Raw genomic sequence first — 22,082 nt, forward strand, 5'->3', positions numbered from 1 at the left:
AGCAGACTGATAATCCAACTCTAAGTTAGCAGTAAATTAATAGACTCAGCCTATTTTTAGACATATTTCACAAATTAATGATAACATAACTTGTTTTATTTTTAAGGCAATAATCTTTATGCATCTAATTCATTTTAATAAAAAAATAATGATATCTTTTCTTATTATTTTTGGAATAATCATTACCGTTTATCAATCATTTAAGCCCGTGGAAATTAATTCATTTGTGGATGAAGATAAAAAGTTAAAGCAATTCATTGCAGTTTATCAAAAGGCTGCGCAAAAGCCTTGGGAAAAGCTTAAGCCTAAGCAATTATTGCAGGTTGGTGTTACCGATAAGAGTGTAATTTTGCTGCGCGAGCGCTTGCAGTTTACAGGCGATCTTGCCAATTCTATTGATGTTAACAATTCAACCTTTGATAGCCAATTGCAAGAAGCAGTTTCGCTTTTTCAAAAACGACATGGGTTAGTTTCTAGTGGAAAAGTTGATAAACAAACATTAGCTGCCTTGAATATTTCGCCTCAAACAAGATTAAAGCAATTGCAGGCGAATATCAGTAGATGGAGTGAGTTTACAAAAAAACAAAGCACGCATTATCTGTGGGTTAATGTGCCTGCTTTTCAAGCGCAACTGATTGAGCAAAATAGAGTGACTTTAAAAGAGCCTATTATCGTAGGAAAACCATCCAATCCAACACCTGCGATGTTTACCGAAATTACTGATGTGATGTTAAATCCTTATTGGATTGTGCCGCCGACGCTAGCTAAAAAAAATGTTATTCCAAAACTATTACAAGATACTGATTATTTAAAAAAACAAAATATTCGTGTGTTTGATGCTAGTAATGGTAAAGAGTTGTCGGTTAACGAGTTAGATAATTCGCAGTTAGATAAAGACGCAACTAATTATTTTTTTCGCCAAGAACCAGGACCATGTAATCCCTTAGGACAAGTGAAATATACCATCACTAATTCTGAGTCAATTTATCTCCATGATACTAACGCAAGAGATCTCTTTAAAAAAGAGAATAGGGCACTTAGCTCTGGTTGTATAAGATTGCAAAATCCTTTTAATTTATTTTCTAAAATTATGGCTAATGATAAATCTATCAATAAAACAAAAAGTGATATTAAAAAAATACTAGAATCGGGTGAGCCGTTTAATATTAAATTGCATGAACCGCTACCGGTATTTATTACCTATATTACCGCTTGGGTTGATGAACAAGGCAGGTTAAATTTTAGAGATGATATTTATAAGCAAGATATAGGCTAAAAACTATTGCCATCTGGGTAATAATTTATTTTTTAAATCATCAAGATGCGGTGGTTAGCAAGCAGTTGCGTTGGTAAAAATGTATCCATTATGATATAATTTTTCGTTTTTCAATAAAAAAATTTGTAGCAAATTGCTAATCATTTTCTCTTAATTAAATCATTAAGTGAGTATTTTATGTTGTTAAATAAATTTAAATTATGTTTTTTTGTATTGCTTATTACAGGTAACTCTGCAATTTTTGCAAAATCAACCACCGATAAAGACATTGATACCCAGATTGATATGTTATATGCGCGTAATCCAGTTTTAAAAGAACATGAGGTGTGCAGCAAAACCAATGAGCATCAAGTGACTCTTAAAGGTTGTGTACAAAGTCATGCCGAAAAAGAATTAGCCCAAGACTTAGCAAGTTTAGTTGAATATGTTGATAAAATTGATAATCAAATTAAAGTAAATCCTAAACTTCCGGCAGCTAAAAATAAAGCATCCGTACCAGATAAAATGTCAGATGCTTTAATTAGCCGATTAGTACATGCAAAAATTATACTTAATCAATCAATCCATGCATCCAATGTTCAAGTTAAAACGCTAAATGGAATTACCATCTTAACTGGCAATGTATCTTCTGTAGAAGAAAAGAAATTAGCTTATACAATTGCGCTTGAAACGAAAGGAGTGGTTGACGTAAAAAATAAACTAAAAGTACGCGCTGGTGCTTAATTTTAAGGGTTAAATAAAGAAGTAGTCTTGATTACGCTGTGCTGTACCAAGACTACTATATTAAGCTAAACGCTTTGTAATCCATATTGCTGATCGTATTTTGCTTGTACCTGCGGATTACTATGTCGTTGCTCTATAAGATAAGCTTTAAAGAGCTACGAAATAATTAGCAACAATAATAGCTGTTTTAGTAATTAAATTAAGTTAATTGGTAAAAAGCGCTCAATGGTCATTTCTATTAGCTCAGCTTTAGATGAGGCGCCCATTTTTATACGTATATTAATTAAATATTCTTCAACCGTTCGATGTGAAATGCCAAGTTCACGGGCAATACGTTTGGCAGTATAGCCTTTAATTGTTAATTGTAAGCATTCCATCTCTCGCCTTGATAAATAGCTTTGCTTTATATTAAAACTTGAGAGAGGTTGGCCTTGTTTTGCTGAAAGCTGCATGGCATTAAACAGGCCAAGCTCAATAACTTCTGATAAAGAGCTGGCTAGCTTATGTTTGCCAAGCACGATAGAGCAACCAAATACACCAATTATGGTTGTTCCTGTGTCATACCAGGGGCATTTTATAGTTAAAAAATCTAAGCCTAAGCCATCCTTGCGAAGGTTTTCTTCTTCAAAAACCTTAACGGTCTGGGAGTCGATAACATCTAAACAATTATCAATTAAATTTTTTGCACTATTTTGTTCAGAAACGTCAAAAAGTGATTTTCCAATCGATTCTTCCACAGAGTCAAACCCACAAATTAAAGCGCATTCCTCATTCATGAGCTCAGTTTTACCTTGAAGATTAAGGAAATAAAAATTAAAAGGTAATGCTAAAACGCTAGCAACAGTGTGAGTTGTTGCATATAAGCCTTCTAGAGATGAAAGAGGGGATGGTGATTGGCTTATAAGCTTAATGCCATTTTGGAATCGATAAATTCGCGAATTAAGATCAATTGTTTTCCACATAAATTACTTTACTCGATGTTGTCTACAGTTAGTTAAAAACACTAGGATTAAATACTTTTAAAAACCTTAACCCCGTAGCTAATACGGGAACCTAAGTTACTAAAAATAAGTAAGATGTACGAGAAGTTTTTAGTTTAGGGAGTTAACATGAAGATTATTTTATTAGCTGGTGCACCAGGTAGCGGTAAAAGTACACAAGGGTCAGCTTTAATGGCTATGAATCTTAAGTTCAAACATTTAGCTTTAGGTGAAGTTGTTCGCGGTTATTTAGACTCTCCAAACCATCCAATCACTAAAAACTATAAAGAATTTATAAGTCAGGGTAACTTATTGCCTGATGATGTCATTAAACAAATTTTACAAGAAGAGCTAGCAAAAATTTCTGACAAAAACAGTATTGTTTTGTTGGATGGGTATCCGCGTACTTTAGCGCAATATGATGATTTCAAAAAAGAGTGGGGTAAGCCGGATGGATTAATTCATTTAGATGTGAATAAAGAAACGCTTAATCAACGGCTGTTGGAACGCCCTAATTCTCGCTTAGATGATAATCAAGAAGCCATTAAACGACGTTTAAGTTTTTATCAAGATACAACAAAACCTTTGCTTAATCATATTAAGCAAGAGTTAGGCAAAAATGCTATTGTAGTTAATACAGATGAGTCAGTTCGAGCTACTAGTTTTTATCTCTATGCTTCTTTGCAACGATTAAGTTCTATTCATGATGTCTTACAAAAAGAACAGGTATTGCTTAAGCAAGAAGAAGAACCTAGCGCACAGATAAAACCGATTGGGTTTACCTCGATGCTTGTACAATGCTGGAAGACGGGTATTGAATATAGCTCTATTAGGGCAATTCAAGCCGATTACCAAACAAAAAACTTTTCATTTTCCCTATTTAATAAAAGGGTTGTTTATCTTGAAACACCAGCTGAAGTTAAAAAGGTGTTAGAAGGAAATAGTCATTTAGGTTATGTCTATAAACATTTCTCAACTGCTGCCGGGTTAAAATATGATTTTCTAGCCACTGATCCTAACAGTGAAAATTCTTTTAAAGATGAACACAATGAAGTGAACTATTGGAAGTTGATTCATCAAGGTCTCGGAAAAACAATTAAAGATGATGGCAAGCGTATCGAGTATTTAATTGATAAACAGTTAATGCAAACGTTTTTTGCGGAGAAAAAATTTATACTAGATACTACCTTTGATAATTTTTTTTGTAGTTTTTGGGCAGAATATCTCTTTGGCAAAGCGTGTTCATTAGAAAGATATCAAGAGAATAGAAATCAATTATTAGGGGCTATGAAACAATGCTTTTATAATAATTATTATAAAAGCATTGACCCAACCGGTTTAACATCGTGGCTATATCAAAATCCCGTAAGTAATCAATTACAAGGTGTTAAAAAAACATTGCAAGCCTTTATCGCCAAGGCAGGCTCAGATGCAATGGTTAGTCGTTTTGCAGAAAATCTAAGGGAATTGAATGTTAAAGAAAATCTTGATTTAAACGAAGAAAGAATCAAAGAAATTGTTGCTGATTGCACGTTTGATTTGATACTTGAACCTGATTTTCTTGAAAATGTCATGTATGAGGCCTTAGCATTTGCAGTGAAGGAAAATGCTGATCTGCATGATTCTTTAGTACGGAATAAAGTATATAAACAAGGACTAGAACAAGGCTACCTCTTTCCTTTCCGCACGCGCGTGCTGGATAAATCTGTCGTTCTAGACGATGGTAGCGAACTTCCAGCAGGTAGTATGGTCTGTTTGAATTTAAAACAAGCAGGTGTTTATCATTCCGCTGGTGCGAGACGTTGTGTAGGCCAAGCTTACACCTATTTTTTTAGAGAACACTTTTTTAATTGTATTGCGCCAATTGACTTTAAAGTAAAGAAAGTAAGTGAACCTTTAGAAAGACAAGCCAGTAATGAAAATGTTCCTAATTCGCCTGAGCGCTACCAGGTTAGTTGGCGCTTGAAAAGGAACGAAGCAATGCGACACATGCCACATCATCATTATAAGGGAAATAAGTTTTTTGATGTTTTAAGCTTACATCAAAATACTAATTTAAACGCATTAATGGTCAAGCAGCTGACGCTAAAAATTAATCGATATATAGAGAGAAATAATCTTGATTGGCAAGATGTTGTTATGGCCGCGCCAGAAGTTCGTGGTCTGCCAATAGCTGCGCAAGTTGCAGGGAGTTTGCAGCTACCTTTATATACTATACGTAAAAAAGGTGGTTATAAAATGGCTGAAGATGCGCTTTTTTTTGCGAGCTTTAAGAAAGGTTATGGTGATTCTGATACCGTTGAATTACCTATTGAAAAAATTAAAGCGCTAGCGGGTAAAAAAGTTATTTTTCTTGATGATGGCATAGCTAGTGGTGGTAGTGCTAAGGCGTGTATAAAATTGCTTGAAAAGCAGGTTGAGGGTAAGGAACCAGCGAAAGTGGCGTTAGTATTAGCATTATTGCAACATGATTATGTAAAAAGCCCAGAAAAATTTTCTGAGCATCGATTGGTTAAAACTTTATTTGATTGTCGTGCGGAAATGCCAAACCAAGAGCTTAAGGATGAGGTTCAGGCACTAAATTTACCTTAACTTAAAAGGCCAGGTTAGGACTGATGATTAGTGTTGATTCGGTAGAGAACATGGTTAGATAAGGGATGGTCAGTGGCGAGTTTTGGGTGAGCAAATGAACCAGTAAGATCATGCGTCATACCAAGTCTTTCCATGACTTTTCGTGAACGAAAGTTATCTGGAACAGTAAATGCTACTATTTCATTGAGTCCTAGGCGATTAAAAGCATAATCTAATACAGCTAATGCGCCTTCGGTTGCATAGCCAAATCCCCAATACTGCGAGCCTAAGCGCCAGCCAATTTCAGTGGCTGGCGAAAAATGCGTGGGCTTATCAAAATAATTAAGGCCTATAAATCCTATTAGTTCACCGGTATCTTGTAGCTCTGCGGCCCATAGCATATAACCGCGGTCTTGCAGCTGTTGATTTTGATAGTGCATAAAATCATCGACCTGCTCTTTAGTTAAAGAACCAGGCAAAAACTCAAGGACTTGGCTGTCTTGATTAATTTGCCAATAAGGTACTCGATCATTTGCTTGCCAAGGTCTAAGAATTAATCTAGCAGTTTTAATTGAATGCATTATTTAGCTATCCTAAAGGCCATGAAAAGGAAGTTTGATTTAAAGTGGATTATAAAGCTTACTGATAATTTTATATCTAGAGCGCTCCAAAAAAAACCTATTGCAAATCACACGTGATATTATCCTAGCCCATACGGTTTAATCAATTATAAGCTAGGGCTTATGACGATGGGAGAGTGACAATCAATGCTTATTATCTTTGGTGGTTTACCTGGCGTAGGAAAAACAACAATTTCTAGAGAAATTGCTAAGCATTTAAAAGCGGTATATCTGCGTATTGATACCGTAGAGCAGGCTTTAAAGAATTCTGGAAAGGAGTTGATGGGCCCAGAAGGGTACTTGATTAGTTATGCTATAGCAAAAGAGAATTTAAGTTTAGGGTTAAGTGTTGTGGCAGACTCAGTCAATCCCATTGCCATCACACGTCAAGATTGGCAAGCAGTAGCAATCTCTAGCCAAGTTAAATTCTTAGAAATTGAAATTAGTTGTTCTGATCTTCTTGAGCATAAAAAAAGAATAGAAACGAGAACGCCTGATATATTAGGCCATAAATTACCCACGTGGGAAGAGGTAAAAGCTCGAGATTATGAGACATGGAATAATGTGTCATTAAGAATAGATACAGCCAAGTATTCTACAGAAAAAGCTGTGCAAAAGATTTTGAAGTCTATAAATGTGCTTTAAATAACGCAAATCATAGACTATAAAATCTATTCATCTATTAGCAATTAGAGGCTCTTACTGCTCAAAATCAGTTTTTTTATGGATAGGGTTTTGTCCTTGATATGCAGCGCGAGCTTTATTATCAAATTTTAGCTTTTTCTTAGGGATAAATTTTAATACGAATAACCAAAATAGCGTGTAGCCTGCCGCATAACAAAACGAAGCATTTTCTGGTGAGAAACGATTGAATAATAAATCCGTGATATATAAGCGTAAATTGATAAGCTCACCTTGCGTATTATGAACTAAAATAATCGCTTGAATCTTTAAAAATAGAACATGCAATATATAAACTAGTAGGGCATGCCTACCAAAAAGCGCAAAAGGTTTTGACCATGGGAGCCGGTGCTTAATTTCAATTAAGGTAAAGCAACATGCAAAGACTAGAAAAGCCAAACCCGTTGTCCATAAAACATAGGAACTAGACCAAAGAAATTTATTAAACGGAGAAGCAAGACTCCATACGAAACCAAGCAATGCTAAAATCAACCCAGAAGAAATGAGCCATTGTAGTTGCTGCTGTTTTGTACGTGAAGAAACTAAAACAAAGCCAAGAAGATTTCCAAACAATGCGGAGGCAATCGCTGGTAGAGTACTTAAAAGCCCTTCTGGATCAAACATTGGCCTGTATAAATGATGTGCTGAGAGAAGCCATTGATCGAAATAACTTACTAAATTATGATCAATTGATATTTGATTAGGTGAAAAAAAGCTAATTAAAATCCAATAGCCAATCAGTAAAACAGTAATGATAACTTTTTGGGTTTTTATCGTGGTAGTTAAAAACAAAATAGATGAAAAAAAATAGCAAATGGCAATTCGCTGTAATACACCTAAAATTCTAAGGTGCGAAAAATCAAAATGATTGGGTAAACTATTTAGTAATAACCCTAAAATAAATAGATAGACGCTGCGGTTAATAATTTTGCCGACTAATTGCTTATTAGAAGCTCCCTTTATTTTGAGATTGGTCAGTGCTAACACTGATGACATACCAACAATGACAATAAAAAAAGGAAAGACTAAATCCGCTAAGGTACAACCATTCCAACTAGAATGCTCAAGCCAGGAATAAGCAACCTGATTTCCTGGGCTATTAACAAGAATCATGATAGCAATAGTTAGCCCGCGAAAAACATCAAGAGAAAGCAAGCGCGTTATGGTATTTTTTTGCTCTACCAATGGTAGCTCCTTGGTATTATTAGGTAGGTTTTAGGGATTGCTTCAAAGCGATAATATGCTGGTATGCTTCGTTTATTCTTTCGGGATTTATTTTACCTGATAAAACATTAGCTTCAATGAGATCAATTAATTGTTTTGAGTCTTGCGGCGCAGTTGTTAAATTATTACCAAATAACAACATATCTGCTCCAGCATTTATGGCTAAAACGACAGCTTGTTCAAGATCATAATTATCATGAATAGCCTTCATTTGCATGTCATCGGTAATGATAACCCCCTTATAATGTAATTGCTGACGTAGGAGGCCTGTTAATATTTTATGGGACAAGGTAGCAGGCAGGCCTGTTTCATCTAATTGACGATTGACAATATGCGCAGTCATGATTGCACCACAGGTGTCGTTTAAGTTCAATAATTGTCGGTAAGGCTCTAATTCATAGGCATGCCAAGTATCAGTCACATCAACAAAACCAAGGTGTGAATCTTGAGTAGAGCTGCCATGGCCTGGGAAATGCTTGTAGGCACATTGAATTTTTTGTTGTAAAAACTGGCGTGAATAAACATGAGAATACTTAATTACTTTATTTGGATCGCTTGAAAAGCTACGGTCTTTTTTGCCAATAATTGGATTATCTGGGTTAACGTTTACATCCAATATCGGCGCAAAATCTAAATTAAATCCGGCGGTTTTCAATGTTTGAGCCATAGATTTAGCGATCGTTTCTGCTTCCTTTAAGCTTCTCTTACCCACGTCAGCGGCAGATAAAGTTGGCGGAAATCCATATTGTTCACCCAACCTAGCTACTTGCCCACCTTCATAGTCTACCGAAATTAATAAGGGTAGCGGTAGCCGGTGATACTTTAAATTGCCCTGCTTATTAAAGTATTGTAAATCATGATTGAGCTCTTTTACTTGTAGGGGGTTTACAATATTTTTATCATAATTTTTTGTGTGGGAGTTATAATCAAATAGAATAACGCCACCAATATTATTTTCTTCAATCATTTTTACGATTGGCGAGTGGGCGTCTATTTTTTTGCCGTCAAAACCAATGAGCAGCATTTGGCCAATTTTATCGCGTAAACTTACATCATGGTTACTTTTAGCCATGGTATTAGCTGAAAAGCACAATGAAAAGACTAGGAAAAAATTAATAAATCGCTTCATAAACTTTCAATTAGTATATAAATTAAGCCAATATTAGCATTTATTAACTGTTAGGACAATTTTGTTTGCTCCTAACATTCTCTACTAGGTAATAAAAGTAATAATTAATCAAGGAATTAAAATAGTCCCAAGCGCTTAAAAATTTTCCGGAATAGCTTGTTTAAATTAATTGGCGTCTGCTTGGCTTAATTTCTTGCGCCATTTTCTTATATAAATAGTTTGAATAATACTAATTAAAATAACCCCAAGACTAATGCCATAAAATTTGAAGTTAACCCAAGCGTTAGTGCTAAAATAATAAGCAAAAATTAGATTCAAAAATCCAATTAAAACAAAGAAAATAATCCAGATATTGTTTAATTTATTCCAAATGCTAGCAGGTAAGTTGTCACCATCTTTAAGCATGGAACTAATCAAAAATTGTAACAATGATTTTTTTAAAATAAAGTGACTGACTAAGATTAATAAAGCAAAAGTCCAAAAAATAATACTAGGTTTCCATTTTATAAAAATAGGATCGCGAAGATATAAGGTTAAACCGCCAAAGACTACAAAGGTAAGCAAAGTAAATAGTTGTACCTTATCCCATTTCTTTTGTATTAATCGGGTCATTATAACTTGTATCGCAGTGGCAATAATCCCTACATAAGTTGCCAAATAGATATCATAAAATTTAAAGGCCAAAAAGAACAGGACAATAGGAAATATCTCATACAGAAATTTCACAAGCTCGTTCCTTATGAAAACTAAGACCTATGATTTATTTTAGTATAAATGTTTCCTTTTAATGTAAGACGATAAATTTGGACTATATTTTTGCAATTTATTTAAACAGGTAAAAAAACAGAAAATATATTTTACAAATGAATAGCTTGTGATTAATTTAAGCAAGAATTTTTTTTAAATTTCTTTACTATTTCCTGACTCAGGTTATGAATTATTTGACCACTTGAATCGCCGTCTTGATCACCTTCAGTTAGCATCCAAATAAAGAGAGCATCTAAATCATCACTTGATTTTGTATTAATCAAATGCGAGTTAAAATAAACAGTTGCGGTATAAGTAAACATCTTATTCTCCAAGAAATGCATAAATCCTACTAAGCAGGCTTTAAAAGATTAAAGAAACTCAAGAGAGTATAATGTGATTACAGTTTCTAGGAAGAATTGAAATGTTTATACTATCTGATGAAATTATAGTCTATTTTTAATGAGATTATTCTAAAAATCCTATATTAATTCTTAGTTGAAATTACCAATTAAATAACCGATAGGTTTTAAAGTTTTAATTTCATCACAGATAACCTTAATAATTGCCAGAATAGGGAGTGCCAGCATAATACCTGTAATGCCTAATAATAACCCACCGACAGTTAAACCAAGCACAGCTGCAAAGGGGTTAACACTTACCTGATTGCCTACAATATTAGGCGTTAAAAAATTGCCTTCAAGAAACTGTACAAACATAAAAATAAGAATAACGCCTAAAGCATACCAAATGGATCCCTTGCTTAATAAAGCAAAAATTGCTGGAAGTAGGGAGCCAATAAAAATACCAATATAAGGAATCAAAGTAAGGACCGCAGCCATTACACCAAAAAGAACAGCGTGCTCAATTCCTAAAAACCAAAGACCTAGGATATTTAATACGCCCACAATCACAATAACCAGAAATAAGCCAACTATATAATTGACTACCACGGATTGTACCCGCTTTAAAATTCTTCGTAAGGTAGCATGATTTTTCGAATCAGTTACTTTAAAAAGAAATAGAACAAGATTTTTTCGATAATAGAGTAGGAAGAACAATACAATCGTAAAAATTAAAAAAGCGGTAAGCACAGAGGCGGTAAAAGACATTGTTCGATTAATTAGCACGGTGCTGTTTTTTACGGCTGTTGTAAATGCTTCCATAAGAATTGATTGTTGTTGTTCCTGATTGACACCTAAAATAGTGGTTATCCAATTTTGAATCTTTGCCGGAATGCCGGTAATGTTTTGGCTAAAATTAGTGAGTTCAAAATCGATGCTACGTACTTGTGCCTGAAAAAATAAAACAAGTGCAAAAAGAATGATAATAAGTAGTGATACGGAAATAATGGTACTTAGTAGTCTAGGTATTTTATATTTCTCAAGTAGCGAGGCAAAAGGTTTTAAAGCTAAAGCTAAAATAAAGGCGGCTAAAAAGGGATTAAATAACGTTGCCAGCACGACTAAAAGATAACCCGTAAGCACAATGCTAGCTACAAAGTAAAAATACTTTTTTAAAAAGACCATTTTTTAATACGTGTGATAGGCGAATCCCTATCATATAGGATTTATTACAAATTTTTCTACACTATCTAACATTAATTGATGTTCTGTTCTTTAAACATCCGGCGCTCTACCCCTTGCCCACGCGAGACATTGAGCTAGTATGATCATGTCGTTCGTGGGGGGGGAGAGGGCATGGCAAGCAGAATGATTTATTAAGCGCATACTTTTATTGATGTTCTGTTCTTAAGGCACGCCCCAATCTACCCCCTCGCCCACGTGAGACATTGGGCTAGTATGATCATGTGGTTCGTGGGGGGGGAGAGGGCATAGCAAATAGAATGATTTATTAAGCGCGTACTTTTATTGATGTTCTGTTCTTCAGGCACGCCCCAATCTACCCCCTCGCCCACGTGAGACATTGGGCTAGTATGATCATGTGGTTCGTGAGAGAGGGTTGGGGAGAGGGTATAACAAGCAAGGCAATGAAGTATGCATTTTCAGTGTGCCCTGGTTTTTAAGAATACTTCGGTTATCTGGCTTAACTTATAATGAAGATAAAGCGTCCATGATGACTTCAACTACTGCGGCGGTTTGATGCAAGACAGCATTGTTCCAGAATCGTAATACTTTAAAACCATGCCCATTAAACCAAGCTGTACGCTCTTCGTCATATGTCTGATTGTCAAAGTGTTGACTTCCATCAAGCTCAATGATTAAGCGTTTTTCTAAGCATGCAAAATCAACAATGTATTTTCCTATGGGAACTTGCCGTTTGAATTTATAGCCCAGTCGGTTTGCACGAAGGTGATACCAGAGATGCCGCTCAGTCATAGTGCTTTGTTGTCGTAATTTTTTTGCATGTTGTCTTAGAATAGATTTTTCCATTTCCCTCTCCCCAACCCTCTCCCACGAACCACATGAGCATACTAGCCCAATTCCTCGCGTGGGCGAGGGGGTAGAGTGAGGTTACCTAGAGAGCGGGACATCTGAGCTTAAAATATTTCATTGTGAAAATTTAAATAATAGGCAAATGATAAAACGCAATTCTTAAGAGATGCCTATGACAGTTAGTTGTTGTGTTAAAATCCAGGCAGTTGCATAATTTGTTTTTGTCATGTGAATAACATTTGTATAAGTTATTCATCATGAAATAAATTTCAATAGGAAGTAAACACGCATTGAGTCTGCTATGGATAAGCTAAGAGATATCGTTGTTAGTCGCTGGTTTTATAATTTTGTTGTTACATTAATCATTCTTAACGCTATTGTTTTAGGGCTTGAAACTTATCCTGCCATTACCCAAACATATGGCCCTTTGCTTAGCGCGTTAGATAATACCTTTACGGTGTTATTTGTGATTGAACTTTGTTTAGAAATGATAGTTTTGCGTAAAAAATTTTTTAGTAATCCATGGCACATGTTTGACTTAATTGTGGTTTCAATATCTTTGATTCCTGCAGGTCAAGCATTTACCGTCTTACGAGCGGCCCGGGTTTTAAGGGTGTTACGATTAGTGTCTGCTTTTCCATCTCTACGGCGAGTTGTTCAGGGTTTGATTAATGCAATCCCTGGCATTAGTTCTATCGCAGGTATTTTGCTTATTTTATTCTACGTATTTGGGGTGATGGCTACGAGATTGTTTGGCCAGAATTTTCCGGAGTATTTTGGTAGTTTACAGTCTTCTTTTTTTAGTTTATTTCAAATAATGACTCTAGAAGGATGGCCTGACATTGTGCGCAAAGTCATGGAAATTTATCCTTACGCTTGGGTATTTTTTATTACTTATATTTTAATCGCAACGTTTTCCGTATTAAATTTATTTATTGCAGTCATTGTTGATGCTATGCAAACTCAACATGAAATGGAAGAAAAAGAAGAACAAATAGAATTAAAAACTATTGAAGACATGTTGACAGCGATTAATCAAAAGTTAGAGAACTTACAAAGCAAAGATAACTCAGCTTGATAGTTCTCTAATTTATGATTAATTTATTATAAAAATTTGTAATTAGACGTAGCTTATAAAATAGTACACGATGGTTTATTTTTAGTAGCTTGTAACTCTATAGCTAGTGCTTGCCGGTTTTCTTGTCCAGATTTAAAAAATAAATTTCTGTCTGCTGCTGGCGCATTTTTAAATCGTTCTGCGGCGTCTTCAAATTCATAAGGCCGAATAATATCTTCTTTATTAGTACATTCAGTTAATCTTTCGACTAGCCGATTACCTGCGTTTGAACTTTGCCCAATGATTATAATGGGCTTGTTATTGGAAGATTTATAACAAACCACGACACCATAAGGGGAAATATGATCTTGTTTTTGAATATTTATAATCGGTTGTTTGCGATTGGTATCTTGGTAATATTGTATAAGATTTTCGGTAAACTGCTTTACCTTGCCAGAGTTCAGCACGTGCCCTTTTTCGAAGAGTTGAATTTCTTCAAGATCATCTCTTTCTAATAAATCTTTAATTCTATCTAGTACGACACACATACCATGAAAAAGCCCAATGTCACCATTTTTAAATTTAAATACTACGGGAAAACAAGACTGCAGTGACTCTGTCCAAAGGCAGCCATTATGATTGTTTTCTAAAATTCCTACCTCGCTAATATCAACATTTATGGCATTAGCTCGTGCTTTTTTACTAAGCGCAATAGCGGTAGAATGATAAGTTCCTGATTTCTTTATTTTTGATATAGGTGCTCCGTCAGCGGATAACTTAATAAGAGGCATTGTATTTCTCCATCGTTTTAAATCATATTTCTACTTTTTAATTAGTCTAGTTGGGTAAATTATTAAATAACTGTCAATAATTTCACCAAATTTTTATTAGCATTTTATTAAGCGCTTTCCTGAAAATAATTTGTGATTGATTCAGGAAAAATGGCCTTTATCAATATTTTTGGCTGGTAAAAATAGAAAATTTTATTTTTAACGAACAAATTACAATAAAAAAGTTTATAATTTAATCAATCATCGTATTAGTTGCTATCTAGCAAAAGAGAGACATCCATGTCAAGCTTTGTTCTTTTTAAACGAGCTAATTTAATTTTAAATGATTGGGATGAGTTACAAGTAGGCTATGATGTTTTAATTAAAGATAATAAAATCCTGACTGTTTCTGCAACACCAATCAATCATGATGAAGCGACTGTCATCGATGTTAAAGGCATGACCTTAATGCCTGGTTTAATTGATTCGCATGCGCATATTACAGGCTTAACCTTATCCCCTAAAAATATTACGTCTTCTTTAGAAGAAATTGCGCATGCCGAAACGCTTTATTTAAAGAATAGCCTGATGTTTGGTTACACGACGCTGCGTGAAGCCGGTGGCGCTAATTATGCTATTGCTCGCTTACTGGAAGCCGGCGAAATCATTGGCCCGCGACTATTTTATTCTGGCATGGCAATTACTCAAACAGGTGGTGGCGCTGATTTTCGCACACCAGCAGAAACAACCGATGCCTGTGGGCATGCAAGTACTTTTTCAGTGATGTCGGTTATTGCTGATGGCGTAGATGCGGTTCGCAAAGCAGCGCGAGAAGAATTGAGAAAAGGGGCTACTCAATTAAAGCTTTTTTGCTCTGGCGGGGTTGTCTTTCCAGCGCAGCATCCTACGATTTATGAGTTTTCCCTTGATGAATTAAGGGCAGCCGTTGAAGAAGCGCAAGCTTATAATACGTATGTGATGGCGCATGTGTATTCAGATGAAGGCGTACGCCGGTGCATTAAAGCAGGTATTCGCTCTATCGAACATGCTAATTACATTACCGAAGAAACAGTAGCACTTATGGCTGAACATAACCTTTATTATAATCCTACTTTTATTTCTCTAGTACAACGAGTCGAATCAGCGGAGAGTAATCATTTATCGCCTGTAATTGTTGAGAATCTTAAGAAAACAATTGCAATGGGTAAACAGGTTTATAAATGGGCTAAAAAATATCAGTTGAAAACTGGATTTGGCACTGATTTATGGGGCCCTGTTGCGCAAAAAGAGCAACTACGAGAATTTGAAATGCGCAAAGACTTAGATTCTCCAATAAATATTATTCGCTCAGCCACAGCAGTCAATGCTGACTTATTAATGCAGACAGGCAAACTAGGCGTCATTGCACCAGAAGCATATGCTGATTTGCTCATCGTTAAAGGTAATCCCTTAAACGATTTAGATCTATTATGTAAGCCAGAAGAAAACTTAATGCTTATTATGAAAGATGGGGTTATCTATAAAAATCTACTGAATTGAGGTTATATGAGATATCTAACCCCAGTCCGAAATACCGTGGCTTGACCGTGGTAATTCGGTTGTGATTTATTTCATACTAAGTAAATGTAGCCTGGGTGAAACGAAGTGAAACCCAGGTTTAGGCCCTTTGGGCTGCACCTAAACTACGTTTACTAACCATATGCTTTATTTAAAATACAAACAAAATAATTGTATATTTATTGCACATAAAGTATAATATGTATCTATTTCATCTTTGCACAATAACTTATTGTAAAGTAAACAAATGCGAGGCAAAAGAGTATGGCAGCTAATGAAAAATCAGTAAAATTGACGATTCACCAAGCAAAGGTTAGCGTTCCTAGTCCTATACAGAAAAAAAGTTTCGAGAGTTATCTTGCAGAAGTAGAGCGTAATTGGCAGCGTTTAGATAATGTGCCTGCGGAAACTCCAGGCTATAAAGAAATTTGTCTAGCAGCGATTCGAAAAAATTATGCTGCTTTTAAATATGTGTCGCAAAAAATGGATACAAAAGAATACAAAGAAATTTGCCTTGAAGTAATGAAAAAAAATGGGCTATTTATAAAGTATGCTTCTCAAGCTATGAAAGAGGATAGAAAAGTTTGCCTTGCAGCAGTTCAGCAAAATCCAGAAGCTTTTCTGCATATTTTTGAAACTAGACAACACGACAAAGAGATTTGCCTTGCTGCAGTAACGCAAAATTGGGAAGTGTTAAAGGATATACCGCCTGATCAAAAGGATAAAGATATTTATCTGGCGGCAGTAAAACAAAATGGGCTGCTGCTTAAAGATTTCCCGCAATCCATGAAAGAAGATAAAGATATTTGTTTTGCGGCAGTGAAACAAAATTATGAAGCATTTCAATGGGTATCTGAAGAATTACGAGTGACCATTTTGCAGGAAGATAACTATGTAGAAGATATGCTGCTTAGGCATTCATATAATCTTCGGCTTTATTTCAGTCCTGAAAAACAGCAAGAACTTGCAAGTTATTTAGATTATTTAGATGCCCGTTATCAGGATGTTCTCAAGACTTGTAATATGATTATATTTCAACCTCATGAAGCCAGTGCTCAGTTAGAAGATATTTCGCACATGTACACCCATACGCATGGCGCAGGCCATAGTATGTATGTAAGAAATATTAGTCAGTTGCAGGAAGTATTAGACCAATTAGGTCAAATGGGTAAAGGGGCAATCTATTTTTCGCTTGTCGGGCATGCGCATCTTGAGGGCGCTACTATCGCAGGCTTGCCCCCTGATGAAATCGCTTCTCTTGCTAGCAAATACCCTATTATCAAACAAATTACCTTATTGGGATGCAAAACTGCAGGAAGTAACGAAAGGTTAGATGCTGAAGTGCAAAATGCGCAAGAATTTGCTAATCAAAGAGCAGTATTAGCAGAAAAAATAAAAGCCCAATACCCACTATTGTTTACTGGTGATAAAGAAAAAGAGAATGAAAAAAGATTAGAAGTGTTAGTTAATGATCTCATCTGGCAAACTGGTGAGCGTTTTTGCGGCGTTCGAGTTATTTCGGAAGATGAAAAAAAGATAACGCCAAAGATGCTTATAAAAAAAGGATTACATAAGTCCTTAGATGCAGCTTATGTATTTGTAAGGAATAATAAAACTAATTGCTTTGCTGTTTATTACTTAACTCGGGGTGCCGATGGTGTGGAATGTACCTGTCTTACTAAAAAACTTAAAAACGAGCAGGTACTAGCGCTACAAGCAATTCCCGATTTAACAACGTGTGTTAAGGGCGAGAGAAAAGCGAAGAAACGTTTATTCGCAACAGGGGAGGCAACAGACGGGTGGTGCACTAACAAAAAAGGTGATGCTGCTGCTTTAAATGAGACAGCAACCTTAAACGCTTTAGCAACTCTTTTAAATCATAGCCGTGATAAACACTATAGCGAGTTAGCTGACTTTCTAAAAGACCACAAGCGATCTTTTAGAAAGTGTGTGGAACTCAGCGTCGCTAGTAACGATGTTTTAAAGTTAATGCCTTCATTCGCTGGCAGGCTAATTAAGGAATTGCAGGCACTCAAAACACCGAGTTCAGTTAAAGTAGTTAAAGGGTACCGTGATCTTATCTATTCAGATCAAAGAGGATTAATTAATACCATTTCCTTACAGCCATTTAAGCAGCCTTATAATCAATCCTTTTTTGGCAGGCCAAGTTCTAATATTAACCCCGATGCTATAAAGAAAAATTTAATAGTAACTGAAAAGCAAGGTGGTGTAAAAAGTGTAAAGATAAAGCTTTAATATTGGAAACGCCTCCATAAAGTAGCCTGCGTGAAACGAAAGAAAACCCAGGCTCCGGCCCTTTGGGCCTGCACCCAGGCTACGTTTATTTAGTATGAAATATAATCACAACCGAATTACCGCGGCTTGACCGCGGTATCCATTGAAGTGGCACGATGGGTATGGATACCGTAGACACGCCACGGTATTTCGGACTTAAGTTAGATAAAGCAAGTAGAGACTGTCTTAAAAAAACAAAAAACTTTTAATAAGATTTTGCTTGCTTTTAAAGACAGTCTCTATATTTACTAAAAAACTTGCAAAAATCATAGGCTTTGTAAAGGACTTTCTTCAGCTTCAGGTAATGTAGCGCCAGATAAGTATTCACCAATAGCGAGTGTCGTTCGTTCTTCAGCCTGTAATATCCCAGATTCTTGCATGGTATAATTCATAGCAATAGGATTAGCAATCATAGCACGAATGACGCGCTCTCCTTTGCCTGGCATGCCGGCGTGCATGACTTTTTTATTGTCAATCAATAAAATATCTCCTTTTTGCCATAAGCATGAGCAATAATACTTGCGCATGGTTTGCGCCAGCTGCTTAATATCATTTTTAGTAAAACAGTTTCCTACTTTATCAAGCGTGGGTATATCAGTTTTTTTCTTAGCAAAATGACTAGATAATTTTGTACGCACCATGTTGTAAGAGTTTTTAGGCGAATGATAAAAAGCAATGGCGGCGATTGCTAAAGATTCAATGCTATTAAAAAGGGTAGGCGGCAAGCTCCAAAAGAAACGATGCCAAAACCAGTTGCTACCTTGATAATCGGCTCTAAAGCAGGTTCTTAAGTAGTCATTGAGAGTGGGTAATTCAAAAAGATTAATTTGTAAGGCTTTTTCTTGGGTAAGGGGGTGGATAAAAACACTAGGCTTATACATTAAAATAAAACGGTCTTTTCCAGTGCCTACAATTGGTAAGTCAAAATAGGTGGCAATTTTTTCTATAATGTCTGAGTCTAACTGATAGCGTTCTGCTACTTCTGAAACTAACCATTTGGAAACAAAAAAACTATTTTTTTCAAGTTTATTTTGTAATGATTGGTCTAAGTTTTGGTAAATTTTTTGGGTATTAATTAAACCTGTTTCGCCGCCCAGGGGAGAAGGTTTTGCGCAGTAGAAAAAAATATACCCTGGTACATCAGCAGAGTAATAATTTTCGGTATGGAATCCACCTAAATATAAAGTGCCACCGGTTTTATATACACTGTTAGTGTGCAGAACAAATTTTAAGTCATCAACATGGGTGCGCCCATTTTCTGCCATAAAGGCTTCACTAATTCCACGAAATTGAGGAACGCTTAATACCGTTTTTTCAAACTCTTTATCGGAAGCGACATCAAAGCCTCTTAATAATACAGCGCCATATTTTGCCATGTCCTTAATTAACTGCTTAGAATGAGTCGCAAGAAAGCGCTGCAAAAAATCTGTATCGGTTTGGGTGGTTGGCTCAATCACTAAAGGCATTTCTTTTTCTTCTGATAATACGAAGCGCTCATCATCCCTTAAGAAACGGGTACTGACTTGATTATATTCATTATGCATATCGTATTCCTTTACCTGTGTCTGGTTAAGATAACCCTATACCTATAATCATAGATAATTTATCGCTTATTAATCAAATTATTAAAATTTAAACTTAATTTTACGTGAAAAATTTAATTGCCGTACCTAAAAATCCAAATAATTTTTAAAAAAATTTGCGTCATTAAATAAATTATTTATTAAAAAATTTTAACTAATAAATATTATTTTCAATAACAGAAAAAATATCATTTTATTTTTAATTTTTACAAATTAAATTGCTTAATATTTGCATAATTTTTGTACTATATAATAGGTTTTACGCAGGATTTTTTAATATGTAAATAGACTTTTATGAAACAACCTTTTGAACTAAAAAAGACACCAAATACCCGACTTGCTAATAATTTAAAAATTGCATTAGAAGCTTTAAAAAATACAAGGCAAATTATTCCAATTAGTAATTCTTATACCCAACCACTGATTCAAGATAAACAACGGATTAAAGAGCTTATTGAAAAAATTGAGGCAGTGAGGAAGGATAAGTCGGCGCTTGAAGAATGCCTTACTTATTTTTTATCTAGAACCATTGGAATGCCAGAAAGTAAGCAGGCACAGTTTCTATTAGGGTTAAACTTAATTGTGAAAAATTTTGAAGAAAAAAAGCTAGGTAATTGCTATGAATTATGTGCTATAGCCATTAGTGAATTTTTAATTAAGTTTAGAGTCCATGTAGAAATGGCTTATATCGTTAGCTCAGATCATGTCATTATCATTATAGATAGAGATCCTAAAAGTGATATAAAAGATGTAAAAAATTATGGCGCATCCTGTGTTATTTTGGATGTGTTAAATAATGAAGCCTATCCTGCATCAAGAATTTATCAGAGACTTCAATGTTATCGTTTAGACATGACAGAAGCTGATCCGCATGTGTTAACACCTTTTACTCCTGACCATCAGTTAGATCTCAAAGGCACTATTACTTGTGATTCTGACTACCCTTATAAAAAAGGGCTGCAAGTTGAATTTTATAATAAATTGAAAGTCATTGAAGAATCCATTAATACTTATTTAAGAATTTGTAAAATTGAAGAAATAGCTGATTTAAATAAACTAAAAGAGGTAATTCAAATTAGCAAAAGGAAAGTATTAAATTGTAATTTGCATGAGTCCACCAACCTTGAAATTGAAATTCAATTTAGTAAAGAGATGAGCACTATTTCAAAGAAGATTTTTGAAAGTACCTCGATAAGAGTCGATAATATTTTAAATAAAGTTGTTGGTGATATGCGTCAATTATATTCTTCCCCACTGCGGTATTTTGGCCATTTATCCTGCTTTGCTTCTCATAATAAGCTCTACACTATATTAGCTAAACATCTTTCACAAAAACCTAAACCTTTAGGTGATTCAGAAGAGGATGTTATTCTGAATGAAGAACATGCTAACAAAAGTGAAAACCAAGATGTAGTCGCTAACTCAGATGACGATTGTGTTCTCGAAGAGGAACATGTTGGTAACAAAATTTTGTAGTATCCTAGTGTAGCCGAAGTGAGCTTTCATAAGAAGATGTTATTGTAGGTGATGAAGACATGGTAAAAAAAGTAAAAAATTGATGTGTGATATTCAGATAATGATTGTGTCATTGAAGAAGAATTGGTGATGACGCGTAACATCTTAATATAATGATGAAGCTTTGGCCGTAGCCTTGATGTAGCGAAAGCGCAATCAAGGTTATATTCTGCAAAAATAAACTGAAATTTAAGTATTTTAAATCTACTTTATCGCTTTAAACAAATGAATGTTATTAACTGACAAGCTTAATTTTTTATCGAGTAATTTAGAGTAAAGAAATACATCCTACTAAGAGCAACGATCCGTCTAAAATATTTATTAATTTTATATTCCTTCGCAAGTCAAATTAAATTGTAATCATTGTAAAATTGAACTAAAGAAACCTTGATTACGCTGCGCTGCATCAAGGCTACTTGGTATCTTTAAATTTCTATTTAATATATTTATTGAGTGTATAAAAATATTTTTTTTATGTATAAAAAAAGTTAATAATGCCTTAATTTAAATATGATTGAATTAAATTGATGTAACTTAAATGAGGCGTTAATCATGAGAAAGAAACTAACTATAAGTGATAAGACAAAAAATAATATTAAATGGAATGCTGATGAAACGAGTAGAGATGTTAAGCTTAGGGGATCGAGTGGGCATAACCGTGCTGTCATGGTGGATGTAAAAGATGCTAACCAAGTGGAATATACTGGTTATGAAAGAGTTCAAAGTACTAAAGATTCTGCTTCTAAGACTGATGTAAGAGAAGTATTTGGTATAGGTTTTTTTAAAGACGTAAGAACCGTAGCTGAAAAAAAGGAAAGACCAACCATCACGAAAGATACCTTCACAGCTCCAGATGTTGATAATTGGGACGATTGGAGCTGGGCTGACGATGAAGCAGATGAGGACGGAGTACAATTAGTATTATAAACAGGTTGGGCTTTGGCCCAACCCCACTTAT

19 protein-coding genes are annotated in these 22,082 nt (G+C 35.0%); 9 read left to right on the top strand and 10 right to left on the bottom strand.

Features of this window, described 5'->3' with window-relative positions; genetic code table 11:
• Positions 1-118: 118 nt before the first annotated feature.
• The gene (locus DYE47_RS05300; RefSeq protein ID WP_115302266.1) at positions 119-1,276 is read left to right on the top strand and encodes a L,D-transpeptidase family protein; all 1,158 of its coding nucleotides are present in this window, start codon (positions 119-121) and stop codon (positions 1,274-1,276) included.
• Positions 1,277-1,453: 177 nt separating this feature from the next.
• Positions 1,454-1,999, top strand: a complete 546-nt coding sequence (locus tag DYE47_RS05305) for a BON domain-containing protein (RefSeq protein ID WP_115302267.1) — start codon at positions 1,454-1,456, stop codon at positions 1,997-1,999.
• A gap of 194 nt (positions 2,000-2,193) precedes the next feature.
• Here DYE47_RS05305 and DYE47_RS05310 read toward each other — a convergent pair whose 3' ends face one another.
• Positions 2,194-2,961: a helix-turn-helix transcriptional regulator gene (locus DYE47_RS05310; RefSeq protein WP_115302268.1), complete on the bottom strand. Its 768-nt coding sequence runs from the start codon at positions 2,959-2,961 to the stop codon at positions 2,194-2,196.
• Positions 2,962-3,108: 147 nt separating this feature from the next.
• Here DYE47_RS05310 and DYE47_RS05315 point away from each other — a divergent pair, with 147 nt between their 5' ends.
• Positions 3,109-5,571 carry a nucleoside monophosphate kinase gene (locus DYE47_RS05315; RefSeq protein ID WP_115302269.1) on the top strand — a complete coding sequence of 821 codons (2,463 nt, stop codon included), beginning with the start codon at positions 3,109-3,111 and terminating at the stop codon, positions 5,569-5,571.
• A gap of 14 nt (positions 5,572-5,585) precedes the next feature.
• Here the strand turns inward: DYE47_RS05315 and DYE47_RS05320 are convergent, their stop codons facing one another.
• Positions 5,586-6,131: a GNAT family N-acetyltransferase gene (locus DYE47_RS05320; protein ID WP_115302270.1), complete on the bottom strand. Its 546-nt coding sequence runs from the start codon at positions 6,129-6,131 to the stop codon at positions 5,586-5,588.
• A 186-nt stretch (positions 6,132-6,317) separates the two neighbouring features.
• On the opposite strand from DYE47_RS05320, the gene DYE47_RS05325 reads away from it, so the two are divergent.
• Positions 6,318-6,815 (top strand): P-loop nucleotide/nucleoside kinase family protein, encoded by a 498-nt coding sequence (locus DYE47_RS05325; RefSeq protein ID WP_115302271.1) that lies wholly within the window; start codon positions 6,318-6,320, stop codon positions 6,813-6,815.
• A gap of 54 nt (positions 6,816-6,869) precedes the next feature.
• On the opposite strand, the gene DYE47_RS05330 is transcribed toward DYE47_RS05325, so the two are convergent.
• The 6 genes from DYE47_RS05330 to DYE47_RS05355 form a co-directional block, all read right to left on the bottom strand.
• Positions 6,870-8,036, bottom strand: coding sequence for an acyltransferase family protein (locus DYE47_RS05330; RefSeq protein ID WP_115302272.1), 1,167 nt, complete (start codon positions 8,034-8,036; stop codon positions 6,870-6,872).
• 19 nt (positions 8,037-8,055) lie between these two features.
• Positions 8,056-9,204, bottom strand: a complete 1,149-nt coding sequence (locus tag DYE47_RS05335) for a glycoside hydrolase family 3 protein (RefSeq protein WP_115302273.1) — start codon at positions 9,202-9,204, stop codon at positions 8,056-8,058.
• A 165-nt stretch (positions 9,205-9,369) separates the two neighbouring features.
• On the bottom strand, positions 9,370-9,930 hold the full coding sequence (locus tag DYE47_RS05340) for an inner membrane-spanning protein YciB (protein WP_160149852.1): 561 nt from the start codon (positions 9,928-9,930) through the stop codon (positions 9,370-9,372).
• A gap of 152 nt (positions 9,931-10,082) precedes the next feature.
• Positions 10,083-10,274: a hypothetical protein gene (locus DYE47_RS05345; RefSeq protein ID WP_115302275.1), complete on the bottom strand. Its 192-nt coding sequence runs from the start codon at positions 10,272-10,274 to the stop codon at positions 10,083-10,085.
• Positions 10,275-10,445: 171 nt separating this feature from the next.
• On the bottom strand, positions 10,446-11,480 hold the full coding sequence (locus tag DYE47_RS05350; protein WP_115302276.1) for an AI-2E family transporter: 1,035 nt from the start codon (positions 11,478-11,480) through the stop codon (positions 10,446-10,448).
• A 522-nt stretch (positions 11,481-12,002) separates the two neighbouring features.
• The gene (locus tag DYE47_RS05355) at positions 12,003-12,344 is read right to left on the bottom strand and encodes an endonuclease domain-containing protein (RefSeq protein ID WP_115302277.1); all 342 of its coding nucleotides are present in this window, start codon (positions 12,342-12,344) and stop codon (positions 12,003-12,005) included.
• 304 nt (positions 12,345-12,648) lie between these two features.
• Between DYE47_RS05355 and DYE47_RS05360 the strand changes: the two genes are divergently transcribed.
• Positions 12,649-13,425, top strand: a complete 777-nt coding sequence (locus DYE47_RS05360) for an ion transporter (RefSeq protein ID WP_115302278.1) — start codon at positions 12,649-12,651, stop codon at positions 13,423-13,425.
• A 53-nt stretch (positions 13,426-13,478) separates the two neighbouring features.
• On the opposite strand, the gene DYE47_RS05365 is transcribed toward DYE47_RS05360, so the two are convergent.
• Positions 13,479-14,195, bottom strand: a complete 717-nt coding sequence (locus tag DYE47_RS05365; protein ID WP_115302279.1) for a hypothetical protein — start codon at positions 14,193-14,195, stop codon at positions 13,479-13,481.
• A 279-nt stretch (positions 14,196-14,474) separates the two neighbouring features.
• Between DYE47_RS05365 and DYE47_RS05370 the strand changes: the two genes are divergently transcribed.
• Both DYE47_RS05370 and DYE47_RS05375 read left to right on the top strand, forming a co-directional pair.
• Positions 14,475-15,713, top strand: coding sequence for a metal-dependent hydrolase family protein (locus tag DYE47_RS05370; protein WP_115302280.1), 1,239 nt, complete (start codon positions 14,475-14,477; stop codon positions 15,711-15,713).
• Positions 15,714-15,995: 282 nt separating this feature from the next.
• Entirely contained in the window at positions 15,996-17,987 is a 1,992-nt protein-coding gene (locus tag DYE47_RS05375) for a DUF4116 domain-containing protein (RefSeq protein WP_115302281.1), read from the top strand.
• 305 nt (positions 17,988-18,292) lie between these two features.
• On the opposite strand, the gene DYE47_RS05380 is transcribed toward DYE47_RS05375, so the two are convergent.
• Positions 18,293-19,570, bottom strand: coding sequence for a TauD/TfdA family dioxygenase (locus DYE47_RS05380; protein ID WP_115302282.1), 1,278 nt, complete (start codon positions 19,568-19,570; stop codon positions 18,293-18,295).
• Between the two features lie 333 nt (positions 19,571-19,903).
• Here DYE47_RS05380 and DYE47_RS05385 point away from each other — a divergent pair, with 333 nt between their 5' ends.
• Positions 19,904-21,085, top strand: coding sequence for a hypothetical protein (locus tag DYE47_RS05385; RefSeq protein WP_115302283.1), 1,182 nt, complete (start codon positions 19,904-19,906; stop codon positions 21,083-21,085).
• A 591-nt stretch (positions 21,086-21,676) separates the two neighbouring features.
• Positions 21,677-22,051, top strand: a complete 375-nt coding sequence (locus tag DYE47_RS05390) for a hypothetical protein (RefSeq protein ID WP_115302284.1) — start codon at positions 21,677-21,679, stop codon at positions 22,049-22,051.
• Positions 22,052-22,082: the final 31 nt, after the last annotated feature.

Origin of the sequence: Legionella beliardensis (assembly GCF_900452395.1) — a bacterium.
Classification (GTDB): domain Bacteria; phylum Pseudomonadota; class Gammaproteobacteria; order Legionellales; family Legionellaceae; genus Legionella_C; species Legionella_C beliardensis.

What these genes read in the sequence shown, in the direction of transcription:
- DYE47_RS05350 (WP_115302276.1), bottom strand. Translation starts at nt 11,480, where the DNA reads ATGGTCTTTTTAAAAAAGTATTTTTACTTTGTAGCTAGCATTGTGCTT.
- DYE47_RS05345 (WP_115302275.1), bottom strand. Translation starts at nt 10,274, where the DNA reads ATGTTTACTTATACCGCAACTGTTTATTTTAACTCGCATTTGATTAAT.
- DYE47_RS05380 (WP_115302282.1), bottom strand. Translation starts at nt 19,570, where the DNA reads ATGCATAATGAATATAATCAAGTCAGTACCCGTTTCTTAAGGGATGAT.
- DYE47_RS05305 (WP_115302267.1), top strand. Translation starts at nt 1,454, where the DNA reads ATGTTGTTAAATAAATTTAAATTATGTTTTTTTGTATTGCTTATTACA.
- DYE47_RS05300 (WP_115302266.1), top strand. Translation starts at nt 119, where the DNA reads ATGCATCTAATTCATTTTAATAAAAAAATAATGATATCTTTTCTTATT.
- DYE47_RS05375 (WP_115302281.1), top strand. Translation starts at nt 15,996, where the DNA reads ATGGCAGCTAATGAAAAATCAGTAAAATTGACGATTCACCAAGCAAAG.
- DYE47_RS05365 (WP_115302279.1), bottom strand. Translation starts at nt 14,195, where the DNA reads ATGCCTCTTATTAAGTTATCCGCTGACGGAGCACCTATATCAAAAATA.
- DYE47_RS05325 (WP_115302271.1), top strand. Translation starts at nt 6,318, where the DNA reads ATGCTTATTATCTTTGGTGGTTTACCTGGCGTAGGAAAAACAACAATT.
- DYE47_RS05335 (WP_115302273.1), bottom strand. Translation starts at nt 9,204, where the DNA reads ATGAAGCGATTTATTAATTTTTTCCTAGTCTTTTCATTGTGCTTTTCA.
- DYE47_RS05390 (WP_115302284.1), top strand. Translation starts at nt 21,677, where the DNA reads ATGAGAAAGAAACTAACTATAAGTGATAAGACAAAAAATAATATTAAA.
- DYE47_RS05315 (WP_115302269.1), top strand. Translation starts at nt 3,109, where the DNA reads ATGAAGATTATTTTATTAGCTGGTGCACCAGGTAGCGGTAAAAGTACA.
- DYE47_RS05370 (WP_115302280.1), top strand. Translation starts at nt 14,475, where the DNA reads ATGTCAAGCTTTGTTCTTTTTAAACGAGCTAATTTAATTTTAAATGAT.
- DYE47_RS05360 (WP_115302278.1), top strand. Translation starts at nt 12,649, where the DNA reads ATGGATAAGCTAAGAGATATCGTTGTTAGTCGCTGGTTTTATAATTTT.
- DYE47_RS05385 (WP_115302283.1), top strand. Translation starts at nt 19,904, where the DNA reads ATGAAACAACCTTTTGAACTAAAAAAGACACCAAATACCCGACTTGCT.
- DYE47_RS05320 (WP_115302270.1), bottom strand. Translation starts at nt 6,131, where the DNA reads ATGCATTCAATTAAAACTGCTAGATTAATTCTTAGACCTTGGCAAGCA.
- DYE47_RS05310 (WP_115302268.1), bottom strand. Translation starts at nt 2,961, where the DNA reads ATGTGGAAAACAATTGATCTTAATTCGCGAATTTATCGATTCCAAAAT.
- DYE47_RS05355 (WP_115302277.1), bottom strand. Translation starts at nt 12,344, where the DNA reads ATGGAAAAATCTATTCTAAGACAACATGCAAAAAAATTACGACAACAA.